Source organism: Collinsella sp. SGI.033 (assembly GCF_050315135.1).
Classification (GTDB): Bacteria; Actinomycetota; Coriobacteriia; order Coriobacteriales; family Coriobacteriaceae; genus Collinsella.
Window position 1 is genome coordinate 52,970 of sequence record NZ_JBNPOK010000006.1, and the last position, 13,196, is coordinate 66,165.

Genomic DNA, 13,196 nt, shown 5'->3' on the forward strand with positions numbered 1-13,196 from the left:
TAATCCGGAATAGCGGTAGAACAACGACGAATTTATCAGGCTCTTCCATCGCGTTTATATAAGAGGCAACGCAAACCCTCATAGATGGGAGAGTACACATGACCAAGGTTTATCAAGATTTGCGTTCGTTCCTCGACACGCTTGAGGAGGAGGGGCAGCTTCTGCACGTTACCGACGAGGTACTGCCTGAGCCCGGCGTGTCTTCTGCTTGCCGCGCTGCCGCCCGTATGCAAAACGGCCCCGCTGTGATGTTCGACAACATCGCGGGCTATCCCGAGGGTACACGCATTGTCACCAACGTCCATGGTTCTTGGGCAAACCACGCCCTCATGATGGGCATGGATAAGAACACCCCCACCAAGGAGCAGTTCTTCGAGCTCAACCGCCGTTGGGACACCTATCCCGTGGAGCCCAAGATCCTTTCTCGCGATGAGGCTCCCTGCAAGGAGAACACGCTCGATGCCGCCTCTGGTGACGAGATCGATCTGTTCCACCTGCTGCCGCTCTATCGCATCAACGACCAGGATGCAGGCTGCTACTTCTCCAAGTTCGCGCTGGTCTCTGCCGATCCGGACGATCCGGATAACTTCAACAAGATGAACGTGGGCACCTACCGTATCCAGATCAAGGACAAGGACACTCTGGGCATCCAGGTTATCCCGTCTCACGATATGGCCGTTCACCTCAAGAAGTGCGAGGCTCGCAACGAGCCGCTGCATATCGCCATCGCCCTGGGCAATGCCCCGCTTGTCACCTTTATGGCCTCCACGCCCATTGGACACGAGCAGAACGAGTACGAGTTCGTGGGCGCCTTGAACGACGGCGTGCCTGCCGAGATCGTCCGTGCCGATACCGATGAGCACCTCTTCGTTCCCGCTGGTTCCGAGGTCATTCTCGAGGGCTACATCGAGCCTCGCGTCCGTAAGATTGAGGGCCCGTTTGGCGAGTTCACCGGTTCCGTCTCCGGCGCCCGCCGTCAGCTTGAGGCAAAGATCACGCATGTGACCTATCGCACTAACCCCATCTTCGAGAGCCTCTATATCGGTATGCCTTGGACCGAGTGCGATTACCTGGTTGCCCTTAACACCTCGGTGCCGCTGTTCAAGCAGATCCAGAAGGATATGCCCGAGGTCGTGGCGGTCAACGCCATGTACACCCACGGCATGACTGAGATCATCTCCATGAAGCCCCGCTATGGTGGCCAGGCGGCAACGGCGGCATTCCGCATCATGAGCACTCCGCACGGCGCTCAGTACGCGCACAACGTGATTATCGTCGATGACTTTGTGGACCCGTTCGATCTCAACCAGGTTATGTGGGCGCTTTCCACCCGCGTGCGTCCGGACAAGGACGTCAAGGTTATCCCCAACTGCCCGGGCATGACGCTCAATCCTACCGAGGAGATCCCCGGCATCACCGCAAAGCTTGTCATCGATGCTACGACGCCTATCGATCCTGAGCCGGTTACGCGCGAGGTCGAGATGCTCGGTGACCCCGCCGAGACGGCCGATTACGCCAAGCTGCTCGCCGAGCTGTGGGCCGCTAAGAACAAGTAAGCCTGCCGCTTGACCCTGATGAAATCATCCTAAAGGAGGACTAGCACATGAAGTGCCCGCGTTGCGATAGCGAAACCATCAAGACCATCTCGACCAGCCCCGTTCCGGGCGTCTGGGAGTATTACGGCTGCACTACCTGCCAGTATTCGTGGCGTTCCACGGAGCATCCCGTGGTTCACGACCGCTTTAAGATCAAGCCCGAGGACATCGATAAGCTGCCCATCATGCCTCCCATTCCGCCGCTAGAGAAGTAATCGGGCAGAGTCGCCTTTTTAAGATCTAAGGCCGATTCCCCAATCGCCCCCTTATAAACGTCGGCCGCCGGCATTGGTTGGCGGCCGGCTTTGAAGCCGAGGCGGCAATACCCTGCCAAATCGATGCGTTCGTACAAAAAGAAGAAAGAAGGTGAACCCATATGGCAGAGGCTGTGAAAAACAAGTACCTCACAAAGCGCTATATCGGTTTTTTCGTGGCAATTGCAGTGTTCCTGCTCATCAAATTCGTGCTGCCGCTCGACAGCCTGGGGTCTACTGCTTTGAGTGAGGGCGGAAAGAACTGCTTGGCGCTCTCACTTGCCGCGGTCGTGATGTGGGCATGTGGCGTTGCACAGCCCGGTTATACCGGCATCCTGTATTGCGCCCTACTCGTGTTGTTCCAGGTTGTTCCCGACGAAACGGGTGCCCCCAGCATGGCGGCAACCGTTGCATCTGCGTTTGGTGGCTGGACTAAGGGCACCATGTGGATCGTTGTCGGTGCGTATCTGGTGGCCGGTGCTGTTAAGGATTCCGGCCTGGGCGAGCGCATCGCATATGCGTTCATGCTCAAGTTCGTGAAGAACGTAAAGTCGCTGATCATCTCGATCTTCGCCCTGACGTTTGTTCTCTCCCTGCTCATTCCGCACCCCTTCCCGCGTTGCTTCCTCATCTTGGCGGTCGTTTCGGTTATCGCTAAGTCCGCTGGCTACAACGACGAAGATCGCGGCAAGCTCGGATTCATCATTTTCGCCGCTGCTATTCCGTGCTCCATGTTCTTTATGACCGGTGATTCCACCCTCAACCCGCTTGTTGCCTCCTATGGCGCTAACGGCGGCGCCTCCATTGGCTTTGTTGAGTGGTTTACCTACATGAGCGTCCCGATGGTCGTTGCTACGCTCATTGTTATGACCATCTGCCTGGTGCTGTTCAAGCCCTCCAAGGAGCTTGTCTACGATCGCGAGAAAGTTCTTGCCAAGCAGGCCGCTCTCGGCAAGCTCACCGAGCGCGAGATCCGCACCCTGGTGTGGCTCGTCAACGCCATCGCCCTGTGGCTCACGGTCTCCGGCGACTACCTGGCTTGGGTCACCCTGGTCATCGGCGTCCTCATGGCCATGCCCGTTATCGGCGAGGTCCTGACTCCGGCTTCGTGGTCTGCGGTCGACGTCAAGACCCTCATGTTCCTGACGGCGGCTATGGCAATCGGCACCGTGGGTGGCGCCACCGGCATGAACGCCTGGATCGCCGACGTCGTGCTCCCCAGCACGGCCCCCACGAACCCCTTCCTGTTCGCGCTGCTCGTCTGCGCCATCACGATGGTCATCCATATGTTCATGGGCTCCGTCATGGCCGGCCTGGGCATCTGCGTGCCCGCGTTCCTCACTTTTGTTCAGGGTACGAGCGTGACTCCGCTGGCGGTTGCTCTTATCGTCTACACCGCAATCAACCTCCACTACATCTTGCCCTTCCATAACCTGGCTATCCTCGTTGGCGAGGGCAAGGACGCCGGTGGCTACACCTCCAAAGAGGCCACCAAGATGGGTATTCCCATGACACTGTTTACCTTTGTTGTGGTGCTTGTCGAGGCGGCATGGTTTGGCGCCATGGGCATTATGTAAGCGCCTGACATAATAAGAGAACTACTCTCTTTTCCCAGCCGGACGGTATGCCTGATGCCGTCCGGCTTTTATATGCCGGACCCGAGACGAGAGGCGCCGTTCGCAGAAGGTGACCTTGAACGTATAGCAGGTATATAGTCGAAATTGATAGCAGATAAAGCGCATCGGAAAGGACATGCCATGAAAGAGGCTCCCAAAAGCAAGATGCACACTGCGAATGTTCGCGTGGGCGAGGGTAAGTTTGCGCTGGAGGCCGTGGTAACGGTCACGCCGCGCGGCATCATCGTCTATGCGTGCTCGCCCGAGTATGCCCATCTGGGGTCCACGGCGCAGGCTATTCCGCGCCCCGAGCCGGGAAGAACCGCCACGGTGAGCATCCTGTCGGTGCCCTGTCATCGCGACGAGATTCCGGCGCACGACATCTGTGCGGCGCTCGCCACCGAATTCAAGATGCCCTGTACCTGCTCCACGGGCTTTCATGTGGAGCATGCGAGCAAGGATGACCTGCAGACCGTGCTTGACACGACGGCGGAGCTCATCGATGCCCTTAAGAAGCACGTTGCTCGCGTGATGCGCGCAACGTGGGACGAGGCCGACGAAGTGCTTGCCGTGCATGAGGACGGCAGCGTGATCGGTCCCGTGGACCGCATAAAGGCCCATGCGGGAGAGGGCGTCTTGCACCAGGCGTTCGAGACGTTTTTGGTGGAGGGTACGGGCGATGACGCCCGTCTGCTGCTGTGTCGCCGCAGTGCGCTCAAGCGCCTATGGGGAGGCGTGCTTTCCGATAGCTGTGCTGGCCATCCCGAAGTGGGGGAGGAGCTGGCGGCAGGGGCCGCGCGTCGCTTGCAGGAAGAGTGCGGCCTGACGTCTGAGCAGGCTCCGCTCAACCAGCTGGGGCACATCGTGTACCGCGAGGACCACGGTGACGGCAACTGCGAGTGCGAATGGTGCGCCGTCTTTGCCGCGCATGTCGATGCGGGTGCCCTGCGCGTAAACGAGCAGGAGATTTCCGAGGTGCGTCCTGTGCGCCTGGGCGAGATCGACGCCTATCTCGCGGGGCATCCCGAGCCGCTTGCCCCTTGGACGCGCTTGGCACTTGAGGATGCGGATATTCGCGCGAAGCTTGTCGAGCTTTGCCAGGAATAGAGAAGGGAAGGTCCGTCCATGAAGCTTTCGTTCGATCATTCGGGTGTGCCCGTTTCGGAGAAGCGTGAGGGCATGCGCAACGCGGAACCCATGAAGCTGTGGGTTTCCAATCCCGCCGATTCTCCCGATAGGGTCGAGTACCTCTATTTTGAGGAGGGGTCGCCTGCTCCCGAGATCATGAAGACGCACTATCATGTCGCATTTTTGACAGACGACCTCGACGAAGCCGCCGCTTGGTGCGACGAGGTCATCCTCGGTCCGTTTGAGGACACGCCGGAGCAAGATGTGATGTTCGCTCGCAAAGACGACGCTTTGATCGAGTTTTGCTGCAGGAAATAGCCTGCTCCTGCGATGGGCCTAGCCACAATGCTTTGTTATAGAGCGCGGTGCCGCAAGGTGCCGCGCTCTTTTGTATCGAGGCGCCGGGCTTTGACGCCAGCGTTGTACACGCCCTGTGAAATCGCCTTCTCAACGGTTTATTTTCGCAGGTGAACGGTGTTACTCGGCTCTTTTTCAGGTCACTGCTTGCACGTACAGCGACTATACGCTTCTACACTCCAATCAACGGACCACACGAGTGGTCACCTTTTGCATTGGAGGTAAACATGGCAAATAAGGTCACTGATTTCCGTAGCGCTGTTGAGCTTCTGGAGACCATCCCTGGTCAGCTGGTCACGACTGATGTCGAGGTCGAGCCCCGCGCCCAGCTCTCTGGTGTGTATCGTCATATCGGTGCGGGCGGCACCGTTATGCGTCCGACCAAAGAGGGCCCGGCGATGATCTTCAACAACGTGAAGGGCCATCCGGGCGCTCGCGTTGCCATCGGTATGCTCGCCAGCCGTACGCGCGTCGGCCATCTGCTCGATTGCGACCCCAGGCGCTTGGGCTTCCTGCTCAACGACGCTGTCAAGAACCCCATCCCCGTGCAGAACGTTGGGGCTGACGAGGCCGTTTGCCAGGAGGTCGTCTACAAGGCAGACGATCCCGATTTCGATATCCGCAAGCTCATCCCTGCTCCCACCAACACCGAAGAGGACGCCGGCCCCTACATCACCATGGGCATGTGCTACGCCTCCGACCCCGAGACGGGCGAGAGCGACGTGACGATTCACCGTCTGTGCCTGCAGAGCAAGGACGAGATCTCGATGTACTTCGTCCCTGGCGCTCGTCACCTCACCGTGTTCCGCGAGAAGGCCGAGAAGGCCGGCAAGCCGCTGCCCATCTCCATCTCCATCGGTGTCGATCCCGCAATCGAGATTGCAGCCTGCTTCGAGCCCCCCACTACGCCGCTCGGCTTCAACGAGCTCACCATCGCCGGCGCCATCCGCGGTGAGGGCGTCAAGATGGCCGACTGCCTGACCATCCCCGAGAAGTGCATCGCCAACGCCGAGTACGTCATCGAGGGCGAGCTACTTCCCGACGTTCGCGTTCGCGAGGACCAGCATTCCGAGTCCGGTAAGGCTATGCCCGAGTTCCCGGGCTACACCGGCGGCGCCCAGGCAGCACTTCCCATCATCAAGGTCAAGGCTGTCACCACGCGCAAGAACCCCATCATGCAGACGGTCATCGGCCCGTCCGAGGAGCATGTCTCCATGGCCGGTATCCCCACCGAGGCATCGATTCTCTCCATGGTCGACAAGGCTATGCCCGGCCGTGTGCAGAACGTCTACGCTGCTACCCCCGGCGGTGGCAAGTACATGGCCGTTATCCAGTTCAAGAAGCTCATTCCTTCTGACGAGGGCCGTCAGCGCCAGGCCGCACTCATCGCGTTCACCGCGTTCCCCGAGCTCAAGCACGTGTGGCTGGTCGACGAGGACGTCGATCCGTTCGACATCAAGGATGTCATCTGGGCTATGAACACCCGCTTCCAGGCCGATCACGACGTCATCACCATCCCGGGCGTTCGCTGCCATCCGCTGGATCCGTCGAACGATCCTACGTGCGACCCCTCCATTCGCGATCACGGCATCGCCTGCAAGACGATCTTCGACTGCACGGTGCCCTACGACCAGAAGCATCGCTTCCAGCGCTCCAAGTTCATGGATGTCGACGCCTCTCATTGGGTCCCGGGCTTCGAGGACTAATCCCCTTTTCTAGTCTCACGGCCTAGGATCTTGCCGGGTGCGCCTGTTTCCAGATTGTGCGGGCGCACCCGCTCATGTATGCTTTTTCGCGCTGGTGCTTTCCTTTGGTTCGAGCTGTCAAATGAACCCCCTGTGCCAGCCCTCATCTGAGAACCTGCAGACGGTCACTTTTTGGTGGCCGGATGCGGGTTCTTATGCATATGGAAGGGTGTATAGCTGCTTTACAGGCCGCTGCCTGAGAGGAGCATACCGCTCATCGAGAGCATGCGCCCGCGCATCACCATTCGCCCTATACTGACTCGTATACAAAAATACAACCCATCGCTGGTTAGCAATCGAGCGTGCCTGAAGCTCGTGCAAACGTCCAGCGCAGGCAGAGCGTCCGCGCGTCGCGCGCTGGGCGCCATCGATTCTATCTCGATGGGAATGATGAGCATGGCTCGAGCTGAGTCACATTGGTACTCAATCGGTGAGATGGCCTCCTTGTTTGGTCTTACTCGCCAAACCTTAATCTATTACGACAAGATCGGGCTGTTCTGCCCCGCGATGGTCAACGATGATGGCTATCGTTTCTATCTTCCAACGCAGATTCCTACGCTGCGCCTTATCTGTCTGCTTAAAGACTTAGGCATCAAGCTCAAGGAAATCGCGGACATCATCGATTCGCGCAATATTGCTGCTCTGATCGACTATCTCATGGCACGTAAAGCCGAGATAGGTCGTCGTATCGGCCAGCTTGATACGCAGCGCGAGCTTATCGACCAACGCATTAAGTACTACAAGTCGGTCGAGCGCTGGCGCGATGTGACCGATACGCCCATTCTCAAGCAATATGACGAGCGCCTTGCGGTGGCAGAGGAGTTTCCTCATCCCGATGTGACCCGCGCGGTGCTGCACCCCACGCTCATGCGCAGCATGAAAAAGCTTCGTGCGGTGGAGGACGGCGTGCCGGTAGACGGCTTTGGCACCATGCTTACCGAGGTGAAGGACGAGCGCGGCGACGAGGGCCAGTTCGTGTACCGCCCGGCAGCGACATTTACCGTTGTGCCTGCAGGCGTGGATTCTTCAAAGTTATCCGACGTGGTGATGCTGCCTAAGGGCCTCTATGCATGCATGAGCTACTGGGGCATGCCGTACCAGGGTTATGCCGCCGAGCGGCTCATGAAGTGGCTCAACGACCATAATTTCGAGCCTCTGGGTAATGCCTTCGACTTCTGCCTGCTCGATACCACGTCCTATAACGATATCCATCAACAGGACTTTTGTTGCATTCAAGTCATGGTCAAGTTCTAGAGCGAAATTCGCGTGGCGTGTAAAGGGAAACGTGCGCGCTGCACCACGCTAAACCGCTCATCGGTTGCTGAAAACCGTTCAGCGCACCGAGTTCATCAAATTTCTTGACTGTATTCCAACTACACAGCGCAACGTTTCAATCGTCGTGTACAAGCGCTCCTATCAGGTAGGGGGCGCATGACAAAGGAAGGAGGGTGAAGAAATGGCAGCTGCAAAGAATAAGTTTCTGACGAAGCGCTACATTGGTTTCTTCCTGGCGATCGTCGTCTTTCTGCTGATCAAGTTTGTTCTTCCCCTGGACAGCCTCGGTTCCGTTACTCTCTCTGAGGGTGGCAAGAACTGCCTGGCTCTCTCGCTCGGTGCCGTCGTGATGTGGGCGTGCGGTGTCGCACAGCCTGGTTACACGGGCATCCTCTACTGCGCCCTGCTGGTGCTCATGCAGGTCGTCCCCGACGCTGACGGCGTGCCGAGCATGGCCGCTACCGTCTCCGTCGCATTTGGCGCCTGGACCAAGGGCACCATGTGGATCGTTGTCGGTGCTTACCTCATCGCTGGTGCGGTGAAGGACTCCGGCCTCGGCCAGCGCATCGCTTATGCATTCATGCTCAAGTTCGTGAAGAGCGCCAAGTCGCTAATCCTCTCGATCTTCGCCCTGACGTTCGTTCTCGCGCTGCTCATTCCGCATCCCTTCCCCCGTGCGTTCCTGATCCTGGCCGTTGTCTCGGTTATCGCCGAGTCCGCTGGCTACGGTGAGGAAGACCGCGGCAAGCTCGGCTTCCTGATCTTCGCCGCCGCCGTGCCTTGCTCCATGTTCTTCATGACCGGTGACTCCACCCTCAACCCGCTCGTCGCTTCCTATGGCGCCAACGGCGGTGCCGCTATCGGCTTCGTTGACTGGTTCATCTACATGAGCGTCCCCATGGTTGTCGCAACCCTGTGCACCATCGTTCTCGCTCTTGCTCTCTTCAAGCCTTCCAAGGAGCTCGTATACGACCGCGAGGATGTTCTCGCTAAGCAGGCTGCTCTCGGCAAGCTTTCCGAGAAGGAGATCCGCACCATCGTGTGGCTCGTCATCGCCATCGCCCTGTGGCTCACCGTTTCCGGCGACTACCTGGCTTGGGTCACCCTGGTCATCGGCGTTCTCATGGCCATGCCCGTTATCGGCGAGGTTCTGACTCCCGCATCTTGGGGTTCCGTTGACATCAAGACCCTCATGTTCCTGACCGCCGCTATGGCAATCGGCTCCGTCGGTGGCGCCACCGGCATGAACGCCTGGATCGCCGACGTCGTGCTCCCCAGCACCGTTCCTACGAACCCTTATCTCTTCGCGCTGCTCGTCTGCGCTCTGACCATGGTCATCCACATGTTCATGGGCTCCGTCATGGCCGGCCTGGGCATCTGCGTGCCTGCGTTCCTCACCTTCATCCAGGGAACCAGCGTTTCGCCTATCGCCGTCGCGCTGATCGTCTTCACCGCTATCAACCTCCACTACATCCTGCCCTTCCATAACCTGGCCATCCTGGTCGGCGAGGGCAAGGACGCCGGTGGCTATACCTCCAAGGAAGCCATGAAGATGGGCATCCCCCTGACCGTGGTCACCTTCCTGGTGGTTCTTGTCGAGGCCTTCTGGTTCAGCACGCTGGGCCTGATGTAAGTCGAACCCGAGCGCGCTTGCCGCCCGACAGCTCGCGCAAGTATCGCTCGCACGGCACGACTTAAGACCTTCCTAAGCACTCTTCGCGTCGCGCCCTGCGCCTGCGGCCACCGAATGCCTGATAGGCCGATGTGGCCGGGCGCTCGCGAAGAGCCCGCAAGGGACCGTCTCAAAACCGTTTGCAGTTTCTCAGATGAGGAGAAAAAGGAGTTAAAAATGGCAAACAACGAGATTCATGATCTTCGCTCTGCACTTGAGTTCCTGAAGACCATGCCGGGTCAGTATCTTGAGACCGACACCGAGGTTGACCCCAAGGCCGAGGTTTCCGGTGTGTATCGCCACGTTGGCTCTGGTGGCACCGTCATGCGCCCGACCAAGGAAGGCCCCGCGATGGTCTTCAACAACGTCAAGGGCCATCCCGATGCGAAGGTCGCCATCGGCCTGCTCGCCAGCCGCAAGCGCGTTGCTGCCATGCTCGGCCTCGAGGAGGAGCACCTTGGCCTCGAGATGGGCAAGATGTTCGACAACCTCATCGCCCCCGAGATGATCGAGGACGGCAAGCACATCGATTGCCAGGAAGTCGTTCATAAGGCCACCGACCCCGACTTCGACCTGCACAAGCTGATTCCGGCGCCCACCAACACGCCCGTCGACGGCGGCCCCTACATCACCATGGGCCTCGCCATGGGCAACGACCCGGACAAGACCATGTCCGACGTCACCATCCATCGCTTCGCTATCGTCGACAAGACCAAGCTCACGATGTTCATCACCCCGGGCTCGCGTCACCTCGGTCACTTCTTCGACATGTACAAGGAGCGCGGCGAGGACATGCCGATCTCCATCCAGATCGGTCTCGACCCGGCCGTGTACATGGGCTGCGGCTTCGAGGCTCCCACCACGCCGCTCGGCTTCAACGAGCTGCAGATCGCCGGCGCCGTGCGCAACAAGCCGGTCGAGCTCGCCAAGTGCCTCACCATCGACCAGAAGTGCATCGCTAACGCCGAGTACGTCATCGAGGGCTACCTCTCCGCAACCGAGATGGTCAACGAGGACACCGCCGGCTACGGCTTTGCTATGCCCGAGTTCCCCGGCTACACCGGTGGCGCCAAGGTCTGCCCGGTCATCAACGTCACTGCTGTGACGACCCGCAAGAACCCCATCATGGAGTCCTGCATCGGGCCTTCGCACGAGCATGTCTCCATGGCCGGTATCCCCACCGAGGCTTCCATCTTCAACATGGTCAACAAGGCTATGCCGGGCCGTCTGCTTAACGTCCATGCCGCTCCCTGCGGCGGCGGCAAGTTCTGTGCCATCATGCAGTTCAAGAAGTCCGCTGCTTCCGATGAGGGCCGCCAGCGCAACGCTGCCATGCTCGCGTTCTCCGCGTTCGGCGAGCTCAAGGAGGTCTTCCTGGTCGATGAGGATGTCGATATCTTCGATATGAGCGACGTGATGTGGGCCATGACCACGCGTTTCCAGGCCGACGTCGACATCATCACGATCCCGGGCTGCCACTGCCACGTGCTTGATCCGTCAAACGACAACGCCGTGTCACCCAGTATCCGCGAGCACGGTATCGCGTGCAAGGTCATCTATGACTGCACCGTCCCGTTTGCGCTCAAGGACCGCTTCATCCGCTCCCAGTTCATGGAGATCGATGAGGAGAAGTGGGCTCCCGAGCTTAACATCTAAGCTAGGCACTCTCATACAGAAGGGCTGATTGCGCAGCTGCGCCCCCATATTTCGCACACTGCCGCTTAGAACGGGTCGGGTCATTAATCATGGCTCCGACCCGTTTCCATTTTGGACAGTCGTCCTTCCAAAACCGATTGTCTTTGCTGGTACAGGCAAAGGTAGGATTGATAAGGAAACTAGCTTTGCCTATATGGACAGCGTCATTTTATTCACTGGCTGAAAGGAACATCATGGCTGAGAGGAAACGCATCGTCGTCGGCGTCTCAGGTGCCTCCGGATCGCTTCTTGGCTTGGAGTGCCTCAAATGTATGCGCGAGGCCGGAGCAGAGAGCCACCTGGTCGTGAGCCGCGGTGCCGAGGTCACCATCAAGCAGGAGCTCGGCATGACGCTCGATGAGTTTATGAGCTATGGCGACGTGGTCTACGACAATCGCAACATCGGTGCCTCCATTGCGAGCGGCACGTTCCCCATCGATGGCATGATCGTGGCTCCGTGCTCTATGAAGACGCTCGCAGGCATCGCCTCCGGCTATTCGGAGAACCTCCTTCTGAGAGCGGCCGACGTGCAGATGAAGGAGCAGCGCCGCCTGGTGCTCATGGTGCGCGAGACGCCCTTCAGCGCCATTCACGTCGACAACATGGCGCGCCTGGCGCGCGTGCCGGGCGTGATGCTCATGCCGCCCATGCTTACGTTTTACAACGGCCCCGCCACACTCGATGACGCGGTGCATCACATCGCCGCCAAGGCACTCGAGGCCGTCGGCGTTTCGTGTGCCAACTATAAGCGCTGGTCATAGGCGCCTTTAGGGTAGGATACGAATAGTGTTTGAGCCCGCTGCCCCTGTGGGCGGCGGGCTTTGGTGTGTCGGGAGGACCTATGCAGACGGGCATGTATGCGATTAGCGAGATGGCGAGCCTGTTTAACGTTTCGCGCCAAACGCTCATCTACTACGACAAGATCGGTCTGTTTAAACCAGCCGTAGTCAACGAAAAGGGCTACCGTTTTTATTCGCCCACGCAGATTCCGCTCATGCGTCTGATCTGCATGTTGCGCGACCTAGGGCTTGAGCTCGACGAGATCGACCGTCTGACCTCGACGTTCGACATTGGCGAGATGACCGATCACCTGCGCTCGCGGGTGCAGGTGATCGACGAACAGATTGCCGGGCTCAAAGCCGAGCGCGCGAGCGTGCGGGAGCGCCTGAGCTTTTACGACGAGGCGGTTTACTGGCGTGAGCGCGAGGGCAGGCCGGAGCTCAAACAGTTCGAGCGCCGCTACGTGGTCTTTGAGGAGTTTCCGAGCGAAATCGAGCGCGGCCGCTCGATCCTTCACCCCACGCTCATGCGGGCGATTTTGCGCATGCGCGCGCTGACGGGCACACGTCCCATGCGCGGTTGGGGCACCATGTTGCGTCGCGAGGCACTGCATTCCGACGACCCCATCGCCGGCGCCGGCCCCTTTGCCGTACTGCCGCGCGGTGCCGAGGAACTGCTGCCGAGTGATCCTGCCGAGCTGGCAGAGATCGGCGTCGAGGTGCTGCCCGAGGGCACATACCTGTGCATGAGCCGCTGGGGTATGCCGTATGAGCCCGAAGGCATCCGTGCCATCGTGGCCTGCATGGACAAGCACGCGCTCCAGCCCATCGGTAACGCCTTTGACTTTTGCTACCTCGACACCACGAGCTACGACGAGTCCCACCAAGAAGACTTCTGCTGCATCCAGATCCCCGTGGCCCTCCAGATGTGACAAGGGGACAGTCCCTTTGTCACATTGCACAGTCGACTGGCTCCCCAAACCGTCCCATCACTCGGCGAAAAACTCGAAAACGAGGAAAACCGTCGAATGTTGGGGCGGTTTTCTGCTCAGGGGCTCGCCCATTTCTTAGAAACTTGCA

The 13,196-nt window shown here is 59.2% G+C and carries 11 protein-coding genes; all 11 read left to right on the plus strand.

The genetic code is table 11. From position 1 onward, the window contains the following. The first annotated feature begins 98 nt into the window (after positions 1–98). The 11 genes from ACQRC0_RS03205 to ACQRC0_RS03255 all read left to right on the plus strand — a co-directional run bounded on the left by ACQRC0_RS03205 (position 99) and on the right by ACQRC0_RS03255 (position 13,048). Positions 99–1,556 carry a non-oxidative hydroxyarylic acid decarboxylases subunit C gene (locus ACQRC0_RS03205; protein WP_427727698.1) on the plus strand — a complete coding sequence of 486 codons (1,458 nt, stop codon included), beginning with the start codon at positions 99–101 and terminating at the stop codon, positions 1,554–1,556. Between the two features lie 47 nt (positions 1,557–1,603). Continuing rightward, on the plus strand, positions 1,604–1,810 hold the full coding sequence (locus tag ACQRC0_RS03210; RefSeq protein WP_427727700.1) for a non-oxidative hydroxyarylic acid decarboxylases subunit D: 207 nt from the start codon (positions 1,604–1,606) through the stop codon (positions 1,808–1,810). A 161-nt stretch (positions 1,811–1,971) separates the two neighbouring features. Then, complete coding sequence (locus tag ACQRC0_RS03215) at positions 1,972–3,426, plus strand: SLC13 family permease (protein WP_427727701.1); 1,455 nt, start codon at positions 1,972–1,974, stop codon at positions 3,424–3,426. A gap of 180 nt (positions 3,427–3,606) precedes the next feature. Beyond that, positions 3,607–4,572 (plus strand): isopentenyl-diphosphate Delta-isomerase, encoded by a 966-nt coding sequence (locus ACQRC0_RS03220; RefSeq protein ID WP_427727703.1) that lies wholly within the window; start codon positions 3,607–3,609, stop codon positions 4,570–4,572. An 18-nt stretch (positions 4,573–4,590) separates the two neighbouring features. After that, entirely contained in the window at positions 4,591–4,911 is a 321-nt protein-coding gene (locus ACQRC0_RS03225; protein ID WP_427727705.1) for a hypothetical protein, read from the plus strand. Between the two features lie 266 nt (positions 4,912–5,177). Then, entirely contained in the window at positions 5,178–6,656 is a 1,479-nt protein-coding gene (locus tag ACQRC0_RS03230; RefSeq protein ID WP_138377663.1) for a UbiD family decarboxylase, read from the plus strand. A gap of 435 nt (positions 6,657–7,091) precedes the next feature. After that, positions 7,092–7,949: a MerR family transcriptional regulator gene (locus ACQRC0_RS03235; protein WP_427727707.1), complete on the plus strand. Its 858-nt coding sequence runs from the start codon at positions 7,092–7,094 to the stop codon at positions 7,947–7,949. Positions 7,950–8,151: 202 nt separating this feature from the next. Beyond that, positions 8,152–9,603 (plus strand): SLC13 family permease, encoded by a 1,452-nt coding sequence (locus ACQRC0_RS03240; protein WP_427727709.1) that lies wholly within the window; start codon positions 8,152–8,154, stop codon positions 9,601–9,603. 216 nt (positions 9,604–9,819) lie between these two features. Next, positions 9,820–11,298, plus strand: a complete 1,479-nt coding sequence (locus ACQRC0_RS03245) for a UbiD family decarboxylase (protein WP_427727711.1) — start codon at positions 9,820–9,822, stop codon at positions 11,296–11,298. 233 nt (positions 11,299–11,531) lie between these two features. Then, positions 11,532–12,098 (plus strand): UbiX family flavin prenyltransferase, encoded by a 567-nt coding sequence (locus ACQRC0_RS03250; RefSeq protein WP_427727713.1) that lies wholly within the window; start codon positions 11,532–11,534, stop codon positions 12,096–12,098. Positions 12,099–12,178: 80 nt separating this feature from the next. After that, the gene (locus ACQRC0_RS03255) at positions 12,179–13,048 is read left to right on the plus strand and encodes a MerR family transcriptional regulator (RefSeq protein WP_427727715.1); all 870 of its coding nucleotides are present in this window, start codon (positions 12,179–12,181) and stop codon (positions 13,046–13,048) included. Positions 13,049–13,196 lie beyond the last annotated feature (148 nt).